At 37.4% G+C, this 22,314-nt stretch carries 26 protein-coding genes; 17 read left to right on the top strand and 9 right to left on the bottom strand.

The annotated features are described in order from the left end of the window. The first annotated feature begins 79 nt into the window (after nucleotides 1–79). The 3 genes from LKW28_RS11995 to LKW28_RS11985 are packed head-to-tail and all read left to right on the top strand — an operon-like array spanning nucleotide 80 to nucleotide 3,427. Nucleotides 80–1,030, top strand: coding sequence for an AAA family ATPase (locus LKW28_RS11995; RefSeq protein WP_229140598.1), 951 nt, complete (start codon nucleotides 80–82; stop codon nucleotides 1,028–1,030). Further along, nucleotides 1,030–2,220: a DUF58 domain-containing protein gene (locus tag LKW28_RS11990; RefSeq protein ID WP_229140597.1), complete on the top strand. Its 1,191-nt coding sequence runs from the start codon at nucleotides 1,030–1,032 to the stop codon at nucleotides 2,218–2,220. Before LKW28_RS11995 ends, LKW28_RS11990 begins: the two co-directional genes overlap by 1 nt. Then, nucleotides 2,210–3,427 (top strand): DUF4129 domain-containing protein, encoded by a 1,218-nt coding sequence (locus LKW28_RS11985; protein ID WP_229140596.1) that lies wholly within the window; start codon nucleotides 2,210–2,212, stop codon nucleotides 3,425–3,427. Before LKW28_RS11990 ends, LKW28_RS11985 begins: the two co-directional genes overlap by 11 nt. Nucleotides 3,428–3,470: 43 nt before the next feature. Here the strand turns inward: LKW28_RS11985 and LKW28_RS11980 are convergent, their stop codons facing one another. Further along, entirely contained in the window at nucleotides 3,471–4,268 is a 798-nt protein-coding gene (locus LKW28_RS11980) for an HAD family hydrolase (RefSeq protein WP_229140595.1), read from the bottom strand. 412 nt (nucleotides 4,269–4,680) lie between these two features. On the opposite strand from LKW28_RS11980, the gene LKW28_RS11975 reads away from it, so the two are divergent. Both LKW28_RS11975 and ptsP read left to right on the top strand, forming a co-directional pair. Beyond that, the gene (locus LKW28_RS11975) at nucleotides 4,681–4,947 is read left to right on the top strand and encodes a phosphocarrier protein HPr (RefSeq protein ID WP_229140594.1); all 267 of its coding nucleotides are present in this window, start codon (nucleotides 4,681–4,683) and stop codon (nucleotides 4,945–4,947) included. 8 nt (nucleotides 4,948–4,955) lie between these two features. Next, nucleotides 4,956–6,665 (top strand): phosphoenolpyruvate--protein phosphotransferase, encoded by a 1,710-nt coding sequence (ptsP, locus tag LKW28_RS11970; RefSeq protein ID WP_229140681.1) that lies wholly within the window; start codon nucleotides 4,956–4,958, stop codon nucleotides 6,663–6,665. A gap of 19 nt (nucleotides 6,666–6,684) precedes the next feature. On the opposite strand, the gene LKW28_RS11965 is transcribed toward ptsP, so the two are convergent. Together LKW28_RS11965 and LKW28_RS11960 are read right to left on the bottom strand one after the other, a co-directional pair. Further along, nucleotides 6,685–7,368: a GNAT family N-acetyltransferase gene (locus LKW28_RS11965; RefSeq protein WP_229140593.1), complete on the bottom strand. Its 684-nt coding sequence runs from the start codon at nucleotides 7,366–7,368 to the stop codon at nucleotides 6,685–6,687. 63 nt (nucleotides 7,369–7,431) lie between these two features. After that, a complete protein-coding gene (locus LKW28_RS11960) occupies nucleotides 7,432–7,620 on the bottom strand; it encodes a DUF5370 family protein (RefSeq protein ID WP_229140592.1) in 189 nt (62 codons plus the stop codon). A 110-nt stretch (nucleotides 7,621–7,730) separates the two neighbouring features. Between LKW28_RS11960 and LKW28_RS11955 the strand changes: the two genes are divergently transcribed. After that, entirely contained in the window at nucleotides 7,731–7,943 is a 213-nt protein-coding gene (locus LKW28_RS11955) for a hypothetical protein (protein WP_229140591.1), read from the top strand. Nucleotides 7,944–7,994: 51 nt separating this feature from the next. On the opposite strand, the gene LKW28_RS11950 is transcribed toward LKW28_RS11955, so the two are convergent. Then, nucleotides 7,995–8,132, bottom strand: coding sequence for a YjcZ family sporulation protein (locus LKW28_RS11950; protein WP_229140590.1), 138 nt, complete (start codon nucleotides 8,130–8,132; stop codon nucleotides 7,995–7,997). A gap of 50 nt (nucleotides 8,133–8,182) precedes the next feature. After that, the gene (locus LKW28_RS11945; RefSeq protein ID WP_229140589.1) at nucleotides 8,183–8,284 is read right to left on the bottom strand and encodes a YjcZ family sporulation protein; all 102 of its coding nucleotides are present in this window, start codon (nucleotides 8,282–8,284) and stop codon (nucleotides 8,183–8,185) included. Between the two features lie 162 nt (nucleotides 8,285–8,446). On the opposite strand from LKW28_RS11945, the gene LKW28_RS11940 reads away from it, so the two are divergent. From LKW28_RS11940 to LKW28_RS11930, 3 genes are all read left to right on the top strand, one after another. Next, on the top strand, nucleotides 8,447–9,334 hold the full coding sequence (locus LKW28_RS11940) for an NAD(P)-dependent oxidoreductase (protein WP_229140588.1): 888 nt from the start codon (nucleotides 8,447–8,449) through the stop codon (nucleotides 9,332–9,334). A gap of 100 nt (nucleotides 9,335–9,434) precedes the next feature. Next, entirely contained in the window at nucleotides 9,435–9,617 is a 183-nt protein-coding gene (locus tag LKW28_RS11935) for a hypothetical protein (RefSeq protein ID WP_010282879.1), read from the top strand. A gap of 275 nt (nucleotides 9,618–9,892) precedes the next feature. Then, nucleotides 9,893–11,734, top strand: coding sequence for a PAS domain S-box protein (locus tag LKW28_RS11930; protein ID WP_229140587.1), 1,842 nt, complete (start codon nucleotides 9,893–9,895; stop codon nucleotides 11,732–11,734). A gap of 74 nt (nucleotides 11,735–11,808) precedes the next feature. Here the strand turns inward: LKW28_RS11930 and LKW28_RS11925 are convergent, their stop codons facing one another. Continuing rightward, nucleotides 11,809–12,045: an IDEAL domain-containing protein gene (locus tag LKW28_RS11925; RefSeq protein WP_229140586.1), complete on the bottom strand. Its 237-nt coding sequence runs from the start codon at nucleotides 12,043–12,045 to the stop codon at nucleotides 11,809–11,811. 482 nt (nucleotides 12,046–12,527) lie between these two features. On the opposite strand from LKW28_RS11925, the gene LKW28_RS11920 reads away from it, so the two are divergent. After that, on the top strand, nucleotides 12,528–13,796 hold the full coding sequence (locus tag LKW28_RS11920; protein ID WP_229140585.1) for a DUF346 domain-containing protein: 1,269 nt from the start codon (nucleotides 12,528–12,530) through the stop codon (nucleotides 13,794–13,796). Between the two features lie 27 nt (nucleotides 13,797–13,823). Further along, nucleotides 13,824–14,474 carry a glycoside hydrolase domain-containing protein gene (locus tag LKW28_RS11915; RefSeq protein WP_229140584.1) on the top strand — a complete coding sequence of 217 codons (651 nt, stop codon included), beginning with the start codon at nucleotides 13,824–13,826 and terminating at the stop codon, nucleotides 14,472–14,474. A 73-nt stretch (nucleotides 14,475–14,547) separates the two neighbouring features. Here the strand turns inward: LKW28_RS11915 and LKW28_RS11910 are convergent, their stop codons facing one another. Continuing rightward, entirely contained in the window at nucleotides 14,548–15,015 is a 468-nt protein-coding gene (locus tag LKW28_RS11910) for a YkyB family protein (RefSeq protein ID WP_229140583.1), read from the bottom strand. Between the two features lie 182 nt (nucleotides 15,016–15,197). On the opposite strand from LKW28_RS11910, the gene LKW28_RS11905 reads away from it, so the two are divergent. Further along, nucleotides 15,198–16,931 carry a GGDEF and EAL domain-containing protein gene (locus tag LKW28_RS11905; protein ID WP_229140582.1) on the top strand — a complete coding sequence of 578 codons (1,734 nt, stop codon included), beginning with the start codon at nucleotides 15,198–15,200 and terminating at the stop codon, nucleotides 16,929–16,931. A 33-nt stretch (nucleotides 16,932–16,964) separates the two neighbouring features. Here the strand turns inward: LKW28_RS11905 and LKW28_RS11900 are convergent, their stop codons facing one another. Beyond that, a complete protein-coding gene (locus LKW28_RS11900; protein WP_229140581.1) occupies nucleotides 16,965–17,828 on the bottom strand; it encodes a metallophosphoesterase in 864 nt (287 codons plus the stop codon). Between the two features lie 390 nt (nucleotides 17,829–18,218). Between LKW28_RS11900 and LKW28_RS11895 the strand changes: the two genes are divergently transcribed. Then, on the top strand, nucleotides 18,219–18,860 hold the full coding sequence (locus LKW28_RS11895) for a DUF3993 domain-containing protein (protein WP_229140580.1): 642 nt from the start codon (nucleotides 18,219–18,221) through the stop codon (nucleotides 18,858–18,860). A gap of 33 nt (nucleotides 18,861–18,893) precedes the next feature. On the opposite strand, the gene LKW28_RS11890 is transcribed toward LKW28_RS11895, so the two are convergent. After that, entirely contained in the window at nucleotides 18,894–19,850 is a 957-nt protein-coding gene (locus LKW28_RS11890; RefSeq protein WP_229140579.1) for an MBL fold metallo-hydrolase, read from the bottom strand. Nucleotides 19,851–20,035: 185 nt separating this feature from the next. On the opposite strand from LKW28_RS11890, the gene LKW28_RS11885 reads away from it, so the two are divergent. The 4 genes from LKW28_RS11885 to LKW28_RS11870 all read left to right on the top strand — a co-directional run bounded on the left by LKW28_RS11885 (nucleotide 20,036) and on the right by LKW28_RS11870 (nucleotide 22,224). Further along, nucleotides 20,036–20,272: a YkuJ family protein gene (locus LKW28_RS11885; RefSeq protein WP_229140578.1), complete on the top strand. Its 237-nt coding sequence runs from the start codon at nucleotides 20,036–20,038 to the stop codon at nucleotides 20,270–20,272. A 183-nt stretch (nucleotides 20,273–20,455) separates the two neighbouring features. Continuing rightward, a complete protein-coding gene (cbpB, locus tag LKW28_RS11880; RefSeq protein WP_229140577.1) occupies nucleotides 20,456–20,893 on the top strand; it encodes a cyclic-di-AMP-binding protein CbpB in 438 nt (145 codons plus the stop codon). 111 nt (nucleotides 20,894–21,004) lie between these two features. Next, the gene (locus tag LKW28_RS11875; RefSeq protein ID WP_324255031.1) at nucleotides 21,005–21,883 is read left to right on the top strand and encodes a LysR family transcriptional regulator; all 879 of its coding nucleotides are present in this window, start codon (nucleotides 21,005–21,007) and stop codon (nucleotides 21,881–21,883) included. 92 nt (nucleotides 21,884–21,975) lie between these two features. Next, nucleotides 21,976–22,224, top strand: a complete 249-nt coding sequence (locus LKW28_RS11870; protein ID WP_229140576.1) for a YkuS family protein — start codon at nucleotides 21,976–21,978, stop codon at nucleotides 22,222–22,224. Nucleotides 22,225–22,314: the final 90 nt, after the last annotated feature.

Here is a 22,314-nt window from a genome sequence, read left to right as displayed (position 1 = left end):
TATGTTGGAAAATGCCTATATTTTTGATAAATTTAAATTATTACATTATTACTATTTTTAGCAAAAATGGGAGGCAATTATGTCTGCAAAAGAGAATGTTCAAAAAATCAAAGAGAATATTGGGAAAGTCATCATCGGGAAGGATGATGTTATTGAATTAGTATTAAATTCTCTTATTAATAAAGGTCATATTTTACTAGAAAGTGTCCCTGGTACCGGAAAAACAATGCTTGCGAAGAGTTTCGCGAAATCAATTAGCGGTAATTTTAAGCGGATTCAATTTACACCAGATGTGTTACCAAGTGATATTACAGGAATTCAATTTTTCAACCCGAAGGAGCAGGAATTTCAACTTCGTCCAGGTCCGGTTATGACCAATATCCTATTGGCTGATGAAGTTAACCGTGCGACTCCTAGAACGCAATCAAGTTTACTGGAGGTAATGGAGGAGCGTCAGGTAACAATTGATGGCGAAACATTAAAACTTCCTTCGCCATTTGTTGTAATTGCAACGCAGAATCCAATTGAATCACAACAGGGTACCTTTCCGCTTCCAGAGGCTCAAATGGACCGTTTCTTTGTGCAAATTGATCTGGGCTACCCTAGCTTTGAAGGGGAAAAGCAAATAATGAGAACGTATCGGCAAAATAATCCGATCGAGGAAATTTTAGAGGTCCTAACAAAAGAAGAGATTCTTGCGATGCAGGCTGAAGTTGTGCAAGTAAGGCTTTCTGATGAGGTTGAAGATTATTTATTGCAAATTGTTCATGCCTCAAGAGAGCATGCGGATGTTGAGGTTGGAGTGAGCCCGAGGGGAACTCTGGCACTAATGAAGGCTTCTCAAGGGAAGGCGTATTTAGAAGGACGTATGTTTGTAACCCCGGAGGATATAAAGTTTATGGCCCCATATGTGATTTCACATCGTCTTGTGTTGACGATGGAAGGATCATTAAAGAAGACAAATCGCCAGATTATTCAGGAGCTGCTTCGGGCTGTATCTGTACCGGTTGAAGCTGGAGCTATAAAGTAATGAACTGGCAACGGCAAGTATCCATTGGAAATGAAATGTCGTATATGACATTTCTTTCTTCCGTAATTATTCTAGTCGGAATCCTTTCACAGGTATTTTTGCTTGTGTTTGTTGGTGTGCTATTTCTTTTATTTGTCTTTCTAAACAAATATTATTTAAAACATGTTGGAAATAAAATCGTTGTTTCGGTGGACAAGGAAACGGTTAAACTCTTTCAAGGAGAAGAAAGTGATTTTTCACTTACCTTACGACAAGAGGGGTTATTACCAATTTTTAATGGAACCATCCGGATGACAGTAGACCATGTAATAGGATTTAAAAATGAGAGAAAAGTACTAGAAACAGAACAGGTTGAATTAACTCTGCCACTTACTCTTTTCGGAAGACACGCCTTTACGACAAGGCTACCATTTGAAGGGAAACAAAGGGGAGTTGCAAAAATCAGAACACTTGAACTCAGAATCCCACATTTATTTGGCTTTGGTGACGTATATCTTCATGATATGAAGCCCGTTAGCTTTGAGACGATTATCTATTCTTCACCTGAACCAGTTGGAGGAATTGAAAAAATTATTCCGAAAAATCAAGGGGAATATCCAATCAGGAGTTCATTTTTTGAAGACATGACGTCAATTGTAGGAACGAGAGGCTATGTTTCAACTGATCCATTTAATCGTGTTCATTGGAAAGCTAGTGCTCGTACCAATCAGTTACAGACAAAACTTTTTGATAAAACAGCTCAGTTTTCGTGGACGATTATCATTAATGTCCGTGAACAAAAGCTTGAGCAATATTTAAGCGGGTTAACCTATTTGTTAGAAACGGCAACCGTAAAAAATATTCCGTTCGAGGTTTTTGTCAATTCTAGGAAAGCTGGTAAAACGCCATTTATCCATCTTCCTCTTGGAAAAGGGAAGGAGCATTTAGCGAAAGCACTTGAATTGATAGCAAGACTGAGTAAGCATAGTGTTACAATCCCGTTTCATTACATGATTCATGCAATTGAAAGGCAACAGCAACTTTCACCATATATGATTGTTTTAGGTGAAATTGAAGAAAATGAGCAACTCATTTTAAGAAGCTTTGCAAGGAAGGGTGTCGATTGTTTTAAACTAATCGAAAATGAGGACACGATCTATTTACACAAATCTTCCTTTTCAGTGAAGAGGGGGGATTCCCGTGCGATTTAGTCAATCATTGCTAAAGTCATATCCATATATTATGGAAGTGATCCTTCTATATATTTTATTGATATTGTTGTATATCCACACTGTACAGCTGCCGCCAATTCTGCCATTCCTATTTATTACAGGTGCGGGGGCCGTCCTGATAGGGGTAATCTTGTCGTTAATGAAATCCAATACCCCATATCTTTTTATTATGCTGGTCGTACCGCTGCTTGCTATTGTGAGTAGTAAAATGGGCTTGGCGTTCGGACAGAGTTTAGTAATTGCAGCTGTCGTTTGTTACCGAATAATTATTCATTACCTTAAAAAACCAAAGCTAACAGAAGCGGTAGTGTTAAATGGTAGCTTACTAATTGGTGGGCTTACTTATTTTGCGGCAAAAGTGCAAGGGTATGTCCACAGTGATCTTGTATTGTATTTACTTGTTACACAATTGGTATTTTTCATGATTGGTAAAATATTAAACAGTGTAAGTCAGAACTCGTTTGTAATGAATAATGTTACGGCGAAAAATAACGTATGGTCTGTCATTGGTTTATTTTGCAGCCTGTTTATAGGGGCAATTGCAGTTGCGGTTGTATTTCCAATTCTTTTTGTGAAGGGATTGTCCTTTGTATCTTCAATGATTGGAACAGGCCTTTATTGGGTTTCAAAGCCGCTTTTTAATGCTGTTGAAGATATTGAATCGGTTAGAGGATCGCAAGGAGAAAGTGTTGGAACCCTAAACTGGGAAGAAACAGAAAAGAAAAATCCGTTTTTAGAGATGATTGGAAGTTTTGATATTTGGTTTTATTTAATGATTCTGGGGGCTCTTATTTTAGCGGTGATCCTCTTCATCTTAGCAAGAAAGAGGTTTGTAAAAGAAGTTGCAGTAGTGGGAGATGTCTATCAATACGTATCAGTCACTGAGGGAATTCGGGTACCTGCCGCAAAATGGAGAAAACCGAAACGGCAACCCCCGCAAGCAAAGGTCAGAAGGCTTATTCTTGATTTAGAGGTGCTTTCTGCCCAGCACGGACTTGGTCGCCACCATCATGAAAGTGTGACAGAATGGTTAAGTCGAAATCATTTTCTGGATGATCGTCTTGTTGAGCTCTATGAAAGAGTAAGATATGGGGATGAAGAAATAAGTGCAGACGAGAACTTGGATTGTGAGGAAATGGTGAAGCAAATAAAAGCAAAAATAAAAAGCCTTACAAAGAAAAAATAGCAAAAGAACCTGGTTTCCTCAGGTTCTTCTTTAGCTATTTCAATTAAACACGCTGCTTACTATTCTCTTTTAAAATCATTTCAACCGCTTCAGCAACAGATTCTACTTCGAATTTCGCCTCTTTTTTCACATCGTCATGTGCCGTAGACATTACAAAGCTATAAGGGGTTAAACGGAACATAGGGATATCATTAAAGGAGTCCCCGATACAGGCAATTTCCTCTGGATTTAGAGAAAGCTCAGCCAGTAGCTTTTTAATCGCATTCCCTTTACTGATTTGCTTTGGCATAATGTCTAGGACATGTGTTTCAGAAATGAATAAATCCATCTCATCCTTAAATTCATTTGAAAGCTTTTCATGAATTTCAAAAATATCATTTTCAAAGCCAATCAACGTAATCTTTGATGGTTTAACTTCACTAAATTTCGAACTGATTTCTGGATCAATGATGATTGGATGGAACATTCTTTTTTGAATGTCCTCCACATATTCATTGTTTTCATGTGTGAAATTGGTGTCATAGCTGCAAACAATCGTGACGAATTTTGGATGTAGTACTTCTTTATAAATTTGCTCTGCTATTTCAGTAGTGAAGGTATTGGAAAAAATTGACTTTTCGTCAATAGTCGATGCAAAAGCACCATTTTGGCTAATTCGATGAAATTTTTGTCCAATCGATTTTAATACTTCTTTAATTTCAGTATCCATTCTCCCAGTTGCAATGCTGATTTGAAGGCCTTCCTGAATAGCCAGTTTTAAGGCTTCGGCATCCTTAGATTTAACTGTATTATTATCCTGTAATAGTGTTCCATCTAAATCACTTACAATCAGCTTGATCAATGAAAATACCTCCAACTCTAGTTTGTATATAAAATACAATAATTGTTTATTATACATGATAATCTTTAAGGACTGGTATCAATTTGTTGAAATATGTCTAATCTTTATGCTATACTGTCCTTTGTTAGTGGTTAGATTGTAAAGTCAAGGGCTTAAAATCCGAATTCTATACATTTACATACATGTTTTATTTACGTGTTACTGATTCGATCAGGCATGAGTAAAGAAATAATAAGAGCTATGAGGTAAAGTTAACGTCTTTCGTCCATAGTGTTTTATTCTCTTTCTCGTGCCTTTTTATTTATAAAACTTCAATTTAGAACATGTAACTCTTCTTTACATATCTATCGAAAACGAACAAATACTACAAGTAATCAATTTGATTCTTTAATAACGAAAGGAAGATATAAACATGGCAGAAAAAACATTTAAAATTACAAGTGATTCAGGAATTCATGCACGCCCGGCGACAGTATTAGTACAGGCTGCAAGTAAATATAATTCAGAAATTCAATTAGAATATAACGGGAAGTCCGTTAACCTTAAATCTATAATGGGTGTTATGTCTCTTGGAATTGGACAAGGTGCTGAAGTCAAAATCACAGCTCAAGGTTCTGATGAAGCAGAGGCAATCGCAAATTTATCAGAAATTATGGTGAATGAAGGACTTGGTGAATAATGGCTAATATGATTAAAGGTATTGCTGCATCAGCAGGGATAGCAATTGCAAAAAGCTTTCGATTAGAGCATCCGGATTTAACAGTTGAAAAACAGTCAATCTCTGATAAAGATGCAGAAACTAAACGTTTTGAGGACGCTGTTAATCAATCAAAAGATGAATTAGAAGTAATTAAAAATAGAGCGAATGAAGAGCTTGGGGAAGACAAAGCTGCAATTTTCTCTGCTCATCTTCTAGTATTAAGTGATCCAGAGCTGCTTAACCCAATTAAAGATAAAATTAATTCTGAAGGTGTAAATGCTGAATTTGCCTTGCAAGAAGTTGCAAACATGTTCATTTCAATGTTTGAAGGAATGGAAAATGAATATATGGCAGAACGTGCTGCAGATATTCGTGATGTTACAAAGCGTGTCCTTGCGCATTTATTAGGGGTTACAATTTCAAATCCAAGTATGATCTCAGAAGAAGTAATTATCATCGCGGAAGACTTAACTCCTTCAGATACTGCTCAGTTAAATCGTAATTATGTAAAAGGCTTTACGACTGATATTGGTGGTCGTACTTCTCACTCTGCCATCATGGCAAGATCGATGGAAATCCCAGCTGTCGTTGGAACAAAGTCTGTCACCTCCAATATTCAAAACGGGGTGATGGTGATTGTTGACGGACTTGATGGTGCTGTCATTATTGATCCATCTGAAGAAGTTTTAGCTCAGTATCGTCAAAAGAAAGAACAATATGAAGCACAAAGAGCTGAATGGGCTAAATTGAAAAATGAAAAAACCGTTACAAGTGACGGGGAGCATGTTGAGCTTGCTGCAAATATTGGGACTCCTGAAGATGTCAAGGGTGTCCTTGAGAATGGCGGGGAAGCGATCGGGCTATACCGTACTGAGTTCTTATACATGGGGCGTGACCAGCTTCCTTCAGAAGATGAACAATTCGAAGCCTATAAAACTGTTCTTGAAAAAATGGAAGGTAAGCCAGTTGTCGTTCGTACATTAGACATAGGTGGAGATAAAGAGCTTCCATACTTAAATCTGCCGAAAGAACTAAATCCATTCCTTGGCTTTAGAGCAATTCGTCTTTGCCTGGAGGAGCAGGATATTTTCCGTACGCAGTTACGTGCCTTACTTCGTGCAAGCACATTTGGAAACTTAAAAATTATGTTCCCTATGATTGCAACACTTGATGAGTTTAGGCAAGCAAAAGCAATATTACTTGAAGAAAAAGAAAAGCTTGTGGCAAATGGAACTGCTGTTTCTGAATCTATTGAAATTGGAATCATGGTTGAGATTCCATCAACTGCAGTATTAGCTGATCAATTTGCGAAAGAAGTTGACTTCTTTAGTATTGGAACCAATGATTTAATTCAGTATACAATGGCTGCTGACCGTATGAATGAGCGTGTTTCTTACCTTTACCAGCCGTACTCACCTTCCATCCTGCGTCTTGTTTCAATGGTTATTGAAGCAGCACATAAAGAAGGTAAGTGGGCAGGAATGTGTGGAGAAATGGCCGGTGACACCATCGCGATTCCAATTCTTCTAGGACTTGGGCTTGATGAATTCAGTATGAGTGCGACATCCATCTTACCTGCACGTACTCAAATTAAAAAGCTTTCGAAAGCAGAGATCGCAAGTAATAAAGAAAAAATTCTTTCTATGAGCACAACTGAAGAAGTTGTTGAGTTTGTAAAAGCAAACTTTATGAAATAATAGAAAAAACGAGTCTATGTTAGACTCGTTTTTTTGCATCTATACCAAAAGGGTTTTTCCATTCCATTAGTAATCCATAATTACAGGATTCCTCATCATCAAGATAATTTTCAATCAATTGGACAGGTGTACGTCCACAGCGGAGGAGAAAGGTAATCACCGGATCCTTCAGTTCACCCGCAACAACTTTCTCCATATAGGTTTGAGCACTCATGTCTATTGCATGCTTTGAATACCCGGACATTCGTCCGCCACCCAATAATCGCTCCAGTTTTAAATGAACGACAACCTCATACATCGATTGCATTAACCATTTTCCTAGACCATATTTTCGGAAGGCTGGGCTAATACAAATATCCACAATATACAATGTGTTCCCATCTGTTGTATGATTTTGAATATATCCGTTATCTGTGATTTCCTCCCATGTGTGCTCCGGATGACTCGGGTTAAACTGAACAATTAATCCAGTCATGGATCCGCATATTTTTCCGTCAATTTCAACACAAAGGGCACCTTCAGGAAAAAGGCTAACATGATTATGCAATTGTTCTTTATTCCACCATAATTCAGAAGGAAATGGTGGGGGAAAGCTTTCCCGTTGAACTTGGATTAAGTCGTCAAAATCAGATTCATGATAATTTCGAATCACGCACTTTTTGGGTTTATTTGCATCGAACACAAATAATTCTTTACGAAACAAGCTAATCACCTCACACCACATTTTACGTTAGATTTCATAGGATGAGAAGCATAACTAGTCACATTATTGATTATTTACAAAAAACGATTCAACTACTTTTTCGATTAATGCAGGTTGAGGATGTTCCCCCGTAAAAGTGAAGGGTAATTCTTTAATAAATTCTCCATCTTGATAGACATGGATGGCTCCGTTTTGATTAATCACACTATACTCGGTTTCAAATCGATAACCTTCGCGGTCAATGGCTCCCATTTTAAACACTCCTTCTTTCACACATATTGGTTTTATTATTCCTATTTGTTGTGTAAAATGTACATATTTTTCTTGAAACACGCCAATTTATAGATGAGGAGGTATTAATAATGCCAGATAATGATCGCGACTATCCTGAAAGAGACCCACATTTTGATGGTAGATATGAAGGAGTTATCAATGCCGATATGGCGGGGGATAAAATTGGGATTAGATCCGATATAAACCCTGAAAACATGGTTCAACCGAAAAACCCATTTAATATGAAGCCGAAAGTAGATCAGGAAATGAAGAAATTTCGGGATCTGTTTGATGGAGAATAACATGAAAAAGCCAGCAACCGTTAGGTAGCTGGCTACTCTTTTTTTGTTATTTTAAAACCAAGCAGCGCCAACGATGATTAGAAGAATGAATAATACAACAATCAACGCAAAGCCTCCGCGGTATCCAAAGCCACCACCGTAGCCATAGCCTCCATAACCAAATCCGCCACCGTATCCACAGCAACCCATTTTACATCTCCCTTTCTTTTTTATAATTAATCTTTAAAATCCTTAAAGAATTAGTAACCTACATATGCAGCTCCAACAATGATCAATAGAATGAACAATACAACAATCAAAGCAAAACCTGCTCCATATCCTCCGTGATTTCTTTCACCCATTTAGAACACCTCCATATCTATTTGTTATATCCTATGGAATACGTACAGATTTCGTAAGGTACAAATCCCCAATTTTCCTGGAATTTTATAAAAAAGTTTTTTCGGTCTTCCGATATTTCAAAATATGGTATGATGAAAATAAAAAATGAGGGAGAAAAAGCAATGGTACATACAAATGTCTTAAGTGAAAATACAGTAGTGGGCTTCATCGGAACAGGTGTCATGGGAAAAAGCATGGCTGGCCATATCCTTTCAAAAGGGTACAAGGTTCTTGTCTATACGCGCACGAAAGAAAAAGCAGCAGAGCTTGTCAAACAAGGCGCGAGTTGGAAACAGTCTGCCAGGGAAGTTGCAGACGAGGCAAATGTCATCATTACAATGGTTGGATATCCGCATGATGTAGAGGATATCTACCTAAGTGACAATGGACTCTTGGCACATGCTAAAGAAGGAACTTATTTTATTGATATGACAACTTCAACCCCTTCTTTAGCGATAAAAATTGATCAAGCGTGTAAACAGCATGGTATGTATTCTTTAGATGCGCCCGTTTCTGGTGGAGATGTCGGTGCAAAAGAAGCAAGACTCGCTATCATGGTTGGTGGCGATCACGAGGTATTTGAAGCATGTAAGCCCCTGCTTGAGATAATGGGACAAAACATCGTCTACCAAGGTCAGGCAGGTTCTGGACAGCATACTAAAATGTGTAATCAAATTGCAATTGCATCAAATATGATTGGTGTAGCGGAAGCAATGATTTATGCGAAAAAATCGGGACTTGATCCAGAAACAGTATTAAAAAGCATTTCCACAGGGGCAGCTGGAAGTTGGTCATTAAGCAATCTTGCTCCACGAATGATTGAAGGCAATGATAAACCCGGTTTTTACATCAAACACTTCATTAAAGATATGGGAATTGCTCTAGAGGAAGCAAAAGCAATGGGAATGGAAACACCAGGCCTTGAACTCGCGAAAAGAATGTATGATGACCTAGCCGAAAAAGGAGAAGAAAACAGTGGCACCCAAGCCATCTACAAGCTCTGGGATTAAGCGGTCAGATTGTGGGTCACTCCACCAGCCAATTGTTGAATAGAAATTTCCTTAGTGAAGAAAATAATGATGATAAACACTAAGGGGGTGCATTCAGGCTATGGCAAAACGTAATAAGAAGAATGATCCAGAACAAAAAAATAAAAAAGGCTTTGATTCGGCTGTAACAGATACAGAATTCGGTAAAGAGTTTGGCAGTGCTGCTGCTAACAAAGCACATAAGAAAAAAGCCAAAAAAGAAAAAGCATCTAAAAACGATGGTAAATATGAAGGCGGGCTTTAATTAACGAGAGACAGGATCCAGGTTCCCAAAGAACCTGGCTTTTTTCATTTTTTACAATTGTTGAAAAACATTGGGAATTTTGCCGAATTTTCTTTATAATAGAAATAAAACAGGTCTTTCTGCCTATGGATATGAATTAGCCCCTAAATTAATGTAATAGTATAGTAAAAAAATGGTTACATGAACCAATTTATATATATAAATACATCGAAAATTCATATACAAGATTGATCATAATTATCAAAACAAACGATTAAAGGGAGGGGGTACAATATATGAAAACAGGAAATCATCACAGTGCTCCAGTGCATGTATCAGCAACACCAACAGTTAATCTTGTGTTAACAGTGACTATAAATGGTCAAATTCTTTATATTTCAAACAACTGCAAAGAAATCTTAGGGTATACGAATGACATGCTGATTGGAATGTCGATTAAAAATATCATCCATAAAGATGACCGTTTCATGCTAGAGAGCTATTTTTTCAATAAGCAACAACAATCAGAATGTGCATTAAGAGTGTTGAAATCAAATGATGATATCATTTGGTTCGAGACAACTATTGAACCAATCTATTATTCCGAGTCCGAGTATGAGGAAATATTATTAACAATGAAAGTATTAGTGGAGCCGACAACTAACCGGGTTCATGAGGAAAACAGGCTCGATTCTTTATTATCTTCGTTTATTTCAGATGATCCGCTTGCTCCTGCTAAATTGGTAGATGCACCGATTTTAATAGATGAAGCCCCATTTCCAATAGTGATATCAAAATTGGGTCAGATTGTTTATTTGAACAGGGAAGCAACTTCCTTATTAGAAATTCTGCATCCAAATGAGGTAATTGGAAACTCCATTTATTTGTTTATAGACGAAGAATTCCACGAGGTGGTGGCTAAACGAATCGAGCAACTCCAAAACGGTTTTCGCTTAGGCATTATCGAGCAAAAATGGGTGAAACAAAACAAGGAAAAAATCTATCTTGAAGTGAAGGAAGTTCCAATCTATGTAAAAGATGAGATATATGAGTATATCGTTTTGCATGATATTTCATCGCGCAAGTCCTTCCATGACATCATTCATAGAAGTCGTGAACGCTACCAGCGTATTATCCAAAATTCAATTGATACGATTGCTGTGATTTATCGAAATAATTGGGTATTCATTAATGATTCGGGCGTTAAAATGTTTGGTGCTAACAGCTATACGGAAATGTTAGGGAAAAATATTTATAGCTTTCTTCACCCAGAAGATCATGATCAAGTTAGTGAATTCATCAAAATTGTAAATGAGGAAAAGAAAGAAATTAATTTTAGCAAACAATCGTGGTATACATTCCAAGGAAAGCAGGTTTATACAGAATTAATCGGAATACCGACTACTTATTTCGGGGAATCGGCAGTTCAGGTCATTATTCGTGATATTTCTGACCGAATAAAAGCAGAGGAATTAATGATTAAATCTGAAAAACTATCGATCGCTGGACAGCTTGCGGCAGGAATTGCCCATGAAATCAGAAACCCATTAACCGCTATCAAAGGCTTTTTACAATTGTTTAATGATGATTTCCAAGGGAAACAAAATTACTTTGACATTATTTTTTCTGAATTAAATCGAATTGAATTAATTTTAAGTGAGCTCTTGTTGCTGGCAAAGCCTTCCGAAATTAAATTCAAAAATATGGATATCCGGACCATTTTACGTGATGTTGTGACATTACTTGAAACACAGGCAATCCTTCAAAATATTCAAATCAATATTGATTTTATGAATGAAGATTCAGTGATTACATGTGATGAAAATCAGATTAAGCAAGTCTTCATCAATCTTATTAAAAATTCCATTGATGCGATGGAAAATGGCGGTACTATTACGATTCGCACAATGGTTACAAATGACTCCATTTATATTTTATTTGTTGATGAGGGGTGTGGAATCCCAAAATCCATCCTTGAACGAATCGGTGAGCCTTTTTATACAACTAAGGAAAAGGGAACTGGCCTTGGGCTCATGGTAAGCTATAATATTATCGAAAACCATAATGGGGAAATTAAGGTGGATAGCAAGGAAAATGAAGGCACAACCTTCGAAATTAAACTTCCACGCATCAAGTGAAACGGTGTAGCGCAAAAGGCTGCATCGTTTTTTATAAATGAAAATGGCTAGTGCATCTTGCACTAGCCGATTAATTATTGTAAAAAATTATGTTGTGACAGTAACATATTATATTGTTTTGTAAGTTCCATAAATAATGTTTCATCTCGTTCAATTAGTGATTGGTCAATTTGTTTAAGTAATTGCTCTTTCTTAAAGGAGGCCTGTGATTGGATGAGAACCATTTCTGCTACCTTCTCATACATTTCTTCATCAGGCGTTTGAGGAATAACAACTACTTCATTTTTTTGCTCTTTGTTAAAATGGTCCATTACTTAATCACTCCTTTTAATTTTTCGCTTATTTGTAAATAAAACGTCGTTACCTCATAAGCGCCACTAGAAATATGCTATTCTAAGAAAATAAATGGCATTATCTAGTTGTCTTTCTATTATGAAGGGAAAAAGGCAAAAAGTAAAGTCCTTTTTTAGAAAATTTAGACATGTCAGAACACAGTTGGATAGGTAAATATGGAGATATGTCGCAAGAGAATATGAAAAAATGGGTTACTTTCCTAAATAACGTCATAGTATGAAATGAAGACTTTTTAACTTCATTCAGCCTTACTGAATAAAGTTAAAAGCCTCCGGCGGATGCCACAGATTTTTAAAGGAAATTTTTCGAGTTAGTAAGATCAAAGACTAAAAACGCCACATCCTGTGGCAACGTCTTTATGACCCACTTCCTGTGGGCCTAAAATCTGGGCGCAAATACGCCAAAGCGCATTTGAATAAATAAAAGGGAGGTACCTGCTATGAATCAACCATATGGTGGATATCAAATGAATCCTTATTATCGGACAGTTCCGCAATATTATTACCCATCTTATCCGGTTAACGGCTACCAACAAGCTTATTATATAAATCCCTACGTACAGGAGAATCAAACAAGACAAACGGAAGAATTTCAAAATGTGTGGAAAGAAGTGCGAAAAAATGCAAAGCCCTACTTTGATGAATTAGCAGAATACAATGTCAATAGGAGGGTGTCACAGTATATTGCGATGCAGCTTATCATGTTTACCCTCATGACGCAAAATCAATTTTCGGGTTCCCTTGACCAAAAGGTGAATCAGACCTACCAAGCTTTTCGAAATCAAGCCAATTGGATTTTTGCTGTGCTAACCCCTTACCGAATTCCAGACCGGGTACTTGAAAGGATATTTAAGGGGATTATTCGACTTACCTATGAAAATATTGGCTTCTCTCCTGAAAAGAATTGGAGTGAATGGGAAGACCTTGGAGGATATTTAACATCAGGACCGTCTGTAGCAGTGCCTGGCAGAAACCAATTGGATGTCTACGTACGCGGAAGAAATCGGGTCCTCTATCACCGGATGTGGGATGGATCGAGATGGACAGATTGGGAGAGTCTTGGCGGATCCCTTACTTCATCACCAGCTGCTGTCTCATGGGGGCCAGGAAGGGTAGATGTTTTTGCTCGTGGTGACAATAATCAGCTGATTCATAAGTATTGGAACGGCTCCTCATGGAGTGAATGGGAGGATTTAGGCGGTGTCCTCTCGTCATCACCTGCAGTTGCCTCATGGTCGGAGAATCGTCTAGATGTATTTGGAAGGGGTACAGATCGCCATCTTTATCATAAATATTGGGATGGAGATGGATGGAGCGATTGGGAGGATTTAGGAGGCATTCTTACCTCGGCTCCTGGTGCAGTCTCTTGGGGGACTAATCGTATTGATGTATTTGCACGTGGTGAAAATCGTGCTCTTTATCATAAGTATTGGGATGGGGCGAATTGGAGCAACTGGGAGGACCTCGGTGGCCAATTAACTTCAAGTCCAGCTGTATCTTCAAGAGAATCTAATAATCTAGATGTATTTGTAAAAGGAACGGATGATCATCTCTATTTGAAAAATTGGGATGGAAGCCGTTGGAATGAATGGGAGGATCTTGGCGGAACTTTAACCTCTGAACCATCCTCAGCCTCATGGAGTCGCAACCGAATTGATGTATTTGCAAAAGGAGAAAACAATCAATTAATCCATAAATGGAAATCTTAATCTGACATGCACTAAGGAGTTGTGAATATGCCTAGATATGTGTGGGGAGTGGATTCGGCAGGAACCGCCGATGAAGAATTATATACATGTGTGAAAAGTAAATATGGTAACCCGAAATTTTGGGGCAGATATTTAAGCGAAGTGCCGAATGTTTCACATGGTTTAACAAGAGCGGAAATTTCATTTTTACGAAACCGAGGAATCAAGATTTTGCCTATTTATCATGTTTTTTCCGATGCAACAGGCTTTGAAAAAGGGCAGCTTGCTGCACGAAATGCCATATTCAATGCAAGACGTCTAGGCATTTCCAATAATGTAGCACTGTTTGCAAATATTGAGCGCTTTATTGCTGTAGATGAAGCATGGATTCGCGGGTGGGTGGAGTCCATTTACCCAACTGGCTTCCGGCCGGGTATTTACCATGATCCATCCGAAGGCGATTTTTCCAATGCTTATTGCGAGGCTGTAAGAAAGAATAATCAGATCGCGGTCCAAACAATTCTTTGGAGTTCGGAACCAGAAACAGGTGTAACAAAGGAGCGAAAGGCACCAGTATTTAGACCGCATTCACCAAAATGTAAAGCAAATGTGTGGGTATGGCAGTATGGTAGAGATTCAAAAGACTGCCCAATTGATACAAATTTAGCCGATCAGCGCACCTTAAATTACCTCTATTAAAAAAACCAGGTACATACACCTGGTTTTTTCCATGTTTTCAAAGTCTAGCTCAAGAAGCCCTCCGCTTTTCTACTTAACGATAACTTTCTCCCAGCTTTTTAAATACGGGTTTTTGGTAGGTTCGTTTATTAGGTCGATAAGAATTCTCCGCTTTTTCTTCAATTCCAACGTATTGCTGTAGAAGGCTTTTAGCTAGAGAAAGTGATAGATAGGTTTTTGGATTGCGATATGTCTGATTCAAATTTCCAAGGTGTGGTAGGCGAGAGAAGTCATCCTTTGTGGGAGGCATATGAAAATAATAATCTCCGGCTGAAATTAAGACATCGGATTGCTGTTGACTATTTTTTGGATTTCTGGAAAAATGAAGTCCTTCTTTTTTGGCTTTTCCTTCTGTTAAAAGCTTTTCTAATGCTTTTCTTTTAAGTAAATATAAAAATTTAGGGTTTGTTGCCGTTTTGGCATGTCGGTTTACAACAAAGATGGCACGAGCTAGGTTGTCCACATTTGGTTCGAGCGGGGTTTGATTTACCTGTTTTTTCATACTTTCTCTCCTTTCTATCTTTTATTATACTGGTAGTAGTGAATTTTGACAAATTCAACCTAGTCTGATTTGATTTATTGATAAAATTATCTAGAAAGTTGGAATGAATTCTTGAAAAAATAAAGGTTTTTGTCGATATATGAAGAAAGATTTAGATATTACTTGAATTAAGGAATGGTATCATGAACAGAATGAACAATGTCGTCCTAAAGGATGATCAATTTAGCCTCCGTTTTGATGATAAAATCGAGGCGATCATATTTGAAATTATCCTTAAGCATATCAAGGATTTAATATACGTTATGAAAGTAGAAGAGAACGGCAACTTTTCCTATGTTTTCTTAAATGAAGAAGCCAAAGGTCACGCGAAATTGACCAGTGCCAGTCTTGGGAAAACACTCCATGATGTATTACCACTCGAAACAGCCAATCATCTCCACGAACAATACAACTTAGTTTTGGAGAAAAAAGAACCTGTGTCTTTCCAGGATGAAGTCACTTTATCTGACGAGAGAATCGTACACGGAGAATCGATTTTAACTCCGATATTCGATGATAAGGGTGATATTACTTTTATTGTAAGTGTTACACGTGATATTTCCGCGAGAGTTGCCGATAAAGAATTGATTACTTTCATGGCTTATCACGATCAACTTACAGGTTTGCCAAATCGCAGTTCGTTAAAACAAGACTTAGACAATGCAGTAGAAGAGGCAGAAATTAATAGCCAAAATCTAGCATTAATGTTTATTGATCTTGACCGATTTAAGTTTTTCAATGATTCGATGGGGCATGTTGCTGGGGATCAGCTTCTAAAGGAAGTTGGAAAAAGGTTAGCTTCCATTAGTCAAAAAAGCTATAAAGTGTTCCGCCAAGGTGGAGACGAATTCATAGTTATCCTGCCAAACACTTCAAGGGAACTTTCGAAAACATTTGCGCAAAACGTGAACCAAGCTTTTGAAAAGCCTTTCTTATTAGAAAAAAAGGAATTTTTTATTTCAGCTAGCATCGGTGTTAGCATCTATCCAACGGATGGGAGAGACGGCGATACTTTGATAAAAAACGCGGATACAGCCTTGTATCGTGCAAAGGAATTAGGAAGATCGCTTCATCAATTTTATAGTACTGATTTACAAAAACAAACATCACATCTAATGCAGCTCGAGACAGGTCTTAGAAAAGCAATTGAGAATAATGAACTCGAAATTTATTACCAGCCACAATTGGATCTTAGTTCAGCAAAAGTTACAAGCTTTGAGGCCCTCTTAAGGTGGAGGCATCCAGTGCTAGGGTTCGTGTCGCCTGCAGAATTTATTCCCATTGCTGAGGATACCGGGCTAATTCTATCAATTGGGGAATGGGTTATTCATACGGTATGCCGAAAACTCAAGCAATGGAATGAGAACGGCTACGGTCCTATTTCAATAGCAATCAATTTGTCACCGAAGCAATTCCAGCAGTCTGATCTAGTAAATATTATTCAACAAAATATCGAACAAAATCATATATACCCAGGCAGCCTTGAATTTGAACTTACAGAAGGGGCTATGCAAGACCCGAAGAGAACGTTGCAAACACTTGCTAAATTAAAAGAGATTGGTGTTCGTATTTCCGTTGATGATTTTGGAACTGGTTATTCCTCATTAAGTTATATTAAAGAACTTCCAATTGATACATTGAAAATTGACCAGTCCTTTGTTAAAGATGTGCTTCGTGACGAGAAGGATGCTGCGATTACAACGACCATCATCCATTTAGCACAAAGCCTCGGACTTTCCGTTATTGCAGAGGGGGTAGAAGAGGAACAACAGGTAGAATTTTTCAAAATTATGGGTTGTCATAAAGTGCAAGGTTATTTCTTTAGTAAACCAATTCCGGAAAATGAAATGATTGAACATTATCTAAAAAATAAATAGATGTTGGAAAGAGGATGTCATTTGGACATCCTCTTATTTTGAGACTAATGTAAAAATAGAGATTTCAGGTTTTGCCAAAAAACGTAATGGAAGTCTAGTAGTTCCCAGTCCACGATTTACATATAAGAACATTTGATTTGGCCCAATTAAATGATCTCCCTCATAGTAAATGCTACCAAGTGGAGGAGTTATCAGGGGTCCGAAAAATGGAAGCTGAATTTGGCCACCGTGACTATGTCCTGATAATTGCATATGTGCTCCTACTTCTTCTGCACGATCTGCAATATCTGGCTCATGTGCAAGCAGAATGGTAAAACTAGAGGAATCTACATTTTTAAAGGCCTGTTCAAAATTAGGTCGACCGAGCATAACATCATCTAGTCCTACGATTGTAATTTTAGAATCCTCTATATAAATTTCCTCAGATGTATTCATTAGCAGTGTAAAACCAGTTTGATTCATTAGCGTTTTATATATTTCCGATCCATATCCTCCGTGGTCATGGTTCCCATAAATTGCAAACTTTCCGAGTGGCGCTTCTAACCGTTGAAGAATCGGAATAAGGCGGTTGGCAGCAGCGTATTTATTGGGCTCATCCATTAAATCACCAGTAAAAAACAAAAGGTCCGGTTTAAGTCCATTTATTTTATCAACAATTTTCGTCAACTGCTCCAATGTAAAGTGATGTCCAACATGTGTATCACTAAATTGGACAATCCTTAGATTGTGAAATTTTTTCGGAATGGCGGGATGTTCAATCGTGTGCCTTGAAATTTCGAGCTGTTTCGGTTCAACATAACGAGCATACCAATACCCGAAAGAAGAAGCGATAATAGCTGTTGAGGCAGTGGCAAAAACCCGTTTTATAAATTGTCGTCTTGTAAATTTTTTAGACATCCTAACCGCCAACCTATCTTATCAAATGCGCCTTGGCGTATTTGTGCCCAGATTTTTCGAGCATGCTCGAAAATTTCCTTTGAAAATCTGTGGCATCCGCCGAAGGCTTTAACTTTATCCGGCTATACCGGATAAAGTTAATTCGAGTCATAAGACTAGTGTAGCATATTCATATTCGTTTAATTTTTAAATATGTATTACAGTTATTGAATGTTTAATGTCAAAATTCTTTCTTTTTTTTGTGGAATTTTTAAATTAATTGTTTGTATATCATTTATCGTGTCAAAATCTGCAAATATTTAACGAACGATTCATGTCCATTTGAAACATAGAACTTGCTAAAATGATGGTACTTGTACAATCCAAAGCTAGCAAGGGAAGGGTGATATTTTGAGCAAGCGAATCGTGCTACTACTTATTGTCATTTGTATAATCGGAATCGTTTCTGTTCCAACAGCGACAGCATCATCTACTCAACCACTAACGAAGCAACAGGTGTATGCACTTCTGCAAGAAGCCTTTCAGGCACAATCATCATTAACATTTGAATTTCGTGCCTATGATGAAGTTCAGCAAATCATCGCCCCGTATTTTCATGAGGACTATGCTGCAAGCTTTTTAGAGGAAAATTTGATGAAGGAAGAAGAAGGGTATATTGTATATGGATCTGATTTCGCCCTATATTTTGTTCCGTTTTATACCTATACAGACGAAACGAAAATTTTATTTGATCCGGAAGAAAATAAAATATATGTCTATGAATTATTTAAAGTTCCTGAATCAGGTCCCGTTTCCTATGAAGATCATTATGAGGTTATCACGCTTGAAAAAATAAACTCAAAATGGCTGATCACAGACTTATCCATGGAGAGTGAGGCACCTTCTGTGAATGTGGCTGCCCATCAACCCGAAACGGCTAAAGCGGGGACAGCATTCTTAACATGGAATCCGTTTAAAACGACAATTTATTCCTTACTTGAGATGGACAATCGCACCCCGGTAAAAGCGGGCTGCTTCAGTGAAATCTTTTAATACCATTAAAAAATAGAAATCCAATTAGGATTTCTATTTTCTTTTAAGTATCCAATCAACTATCCCCATCGAACAAACATCAAGGTCAAGCCAAATTATTTCGTAAACCTCATGATTCCTAGGTACATCGCGCTCGTCGAGGTATGCAGAAACTTCCTTTAGTATTAGTTCCTTGATAAATTCCTTGTGCTCACTTGGGTTTGCTGACGGATGTTCTGCAAACGACAGATTCCCAGCATTCACAAAAATAGGCAACCAATATGACAACTGTCTATATACCTCATTCACATTTGACGTCATCCCATAATGACCAAAATAAATTGATGAAACTTGTAATGCTTTTATTCTATCAGCAGATTCGAGCATGGCATCTGGCCTGAATTGATTAGGTGAAGTCGAAGGCAAAAAGAGTTCTATTTGATCTTTAACAAGTTCATGATAATAAACTCCGATTGTATCTCCAGTAAAAATGCCGTTACTGACAGGATCATAAATACTAAAATGATGATTAGCGTGCCCTGGTGAATCATAAAATACTAGTGTACAATTTGGACTAATTGCAAGCTCTGCCAAATCTTCTTTCACAAGTAGTTTTTCCTCAGGGATTGGTACAATTGGGTCGAATAAGGAATCAAATTCCTCACCATAAACAGCCCTTGCACCAGCTATTAAACGGCTTGGCTCAACTAAGTGCCTGGCACCTTTTGGATGAACAACTACTTTTGCATTTGGACAATACCTAAGTAGAAGTCCAACACCTCCTGCATGGTCTAAATGAATATGAGTAACAATGATGTACTCGACATTACTAGGATCAATTTCAAGTTCTTTTAGCCCCTCTAAAATATAAGGGATGGACGGGCTGGCACTTGTTTCAACAATGGTTATTTTATCCTCTTTGATAATGTAAGAACCTGTTCTTGCGACCCTGCCCAAATCATGTGCATCAATTAAAAATATTCGCTCATTTAACCGTGTAAGATTTGCCATATTCTCCTCCCACTTTTTTATTGTTTCAAAGCTAATTTTATTGTATTGTTACATAGTAGTTATGTAAAGGTATTGAAAACAATATTCTGATATTATTGCTCCGTTCGAAAAAATGTGGATAGAAGAATGGATATTGCTCAATCCTAAAAAGAAATAGGCTTTATGCTATGAAAGGAGAGGCACATATGTCACAGTTACAAGGAATCATATCTCGCCTTATAAGCCTTCAGGAAAATGCAAATGGCGGGGAGCCCCCACAACGTTTTTTTGAAGTAAACGGTGAAAGAAAGTGCAGTGTAAAATATTTTAACAAAACAAGTACTTTTGAACTTGAAGTATACCTGCAAGGGGAAAAACCTAAAACATATCAATTCGATAATATTGATATGATTGCAATTGAAATTTTTGATTTAATTAACTAAACATTTAGGTGAAGGTCTGGCGCATTGCCGGACCTTTTTCTATCCGAAAATGTCCTTCAAGCAAACTCTGTTAAATAATACAAGTTCTCTACATGAAATTATGGTAAGATAAAAGAGGAGCTTTAAAAATAGCAAACTGATACTATATGATCAATAATTATGATGTGAGGTTGTGAGGCTTACATGTTTGGTCTTCAAAGTGAAAACATATTTGAAACAACAATTAAAGACTTGCTTATTCCAGCAGATAAGGTAGCCCATGTTCAAATTGGAAATAGCTTGGAGCACGCACTTTTGGTCCTTACAAAGACCGGTTACACCGCTGTTCCGGTATTGGATCCAAAGTATAAGCTGCATGGATTAATCAGCTCAACCCATATCCTAGACTCTATCCTCGGTTTAGAAAGAATTGAATTTGAACGTCTAGAGAAAATGAAGGTTGAAGAAGTAATGAACAGGGAGATTCCACGGTTGAACTTTAATGACAATCTTTTAAAAGGCCTTCATCTAGTCATTGATAACCCATTTGTTTGTGTGGAAAATGATGAATTAGTATTTGAAGGGATTTTTACCCGTCGTGCAATCTTAAAACAATTTAATAAACAACTTAAAATTAAATAAGGTATTAATTCCTCCATATCAAAATGGAGGTTTTTCTATTTATAATGAAAAAGAGCATCATATAAATTATACTATAAGTAAAACTTATGCCTTATTCAGGGAGGAAAAAGTGTGCAATTTTCCGAATTTCAATTATTAGTTGTCCTTGCATCTGAATTAAATATGCGAAAAGCTTCAGAGCGCTTATTTGTAACACAGCCAGCATTATCCCAACGTCTTCAGACGATTGAAAAAGCCTGGAATACAAAAATTTTTATACGTTCTCAAAAAGGGCTCACTCCAACGCCAGCAGGAGAAAAGATTATTGATTTTGCAAAAGAGGTTGTAGAGAAAGAAGAGAAAATCAGGGAGCAGCTTCAAGGGCTTAATCAGGAGGTCCATGGGACTTTAAAAATAGCGTGTGCCTCCATTATCGGTCAAAATTGGCTCCCGAAGGTTTTAAAGAAATTTGTGAATCAGTACCCGCATGCAAAAATTTCATTAATTACTGGCTGGAGCAGTGAAATTTTAAAAAATCTTTATGATGATACTGTACATATTGGAATTATTCGCGGTAAACCCGATTGGAAGGGTGCAAAGCACCATTTATTAACAGATACAATGTATTTGGTTGATAAAGAAATTCAAAAAATTGAACAGGTGTGGGAAACTGATCGACCGTTTATTCAATTTAAAAGTGACTCAACCTATTATCAAGAAATCCAAGAATGGTGGCATCGCACTTTCCAATCTACACCAAAGCGCACATTCGTGGTGGACCAAATTGAAACATGTAAACAGATGACCCTAAATGGAATTGGATATGCGATTTTACCGTCTGTAACATTAAATGATGAGGAGACGAAGAACATCTATAAGATTCCTTTAATGAATGAATACAATGAACCCATGAAACGTGATACTTGGCTAGTTGGCTATGATTACGCATTTGAACTTAAGCAAGTACAAGCATTTGTTGAGTTGATCAAGGAAAACTTGGATACTTGGTAATTTTTGCATTCCATGAATTCTATCCGCAAATATGTAAAGAATAATCACAGTCTGATTGTGACAAATTACATATATGAGGAGGTGGATGATTAATGGCGAAAATTGGAGTTGAAGGCTCTTTAACTAATGTTCAGCAGGCTCTTCAAGAAAAGGGCTATGAAGTTATTCAGCTAAAACAGGAAAGTGATGCTCAAAACTGTGACGCTTGCGTTGTAACGGGCTTAGATACTAATGTGATGGGTATGGCTGATACAGTCATGAAAGGGCCTGTGATTGAAGCGAATGGACTATCTGCTGACGAGGTTTGTCAGCAACTAGAGAGTCGTTTAGGGCAAGCGTAAATAATAATAAACATCGGAAAAAATGAAAAAACTTAAGCTAGAATAAAAATGTTTACAAGACCAGGTTGTTTATAACTTGGTCTTTTTTCG

Origin of the sequence: Bacillus sp. REN16 (assembly GCF_020731355.1) — a bacterium.
Lineage (GTDB): Bacteria > Bacillota > Bacilli > Bacillales > Bacillaceae_L > Ferdinandcohnia.
Note: the sequence above shows the minus strand (reverse complement) of the source record. Positions and strands in the feature narration are given on the sequence as shown.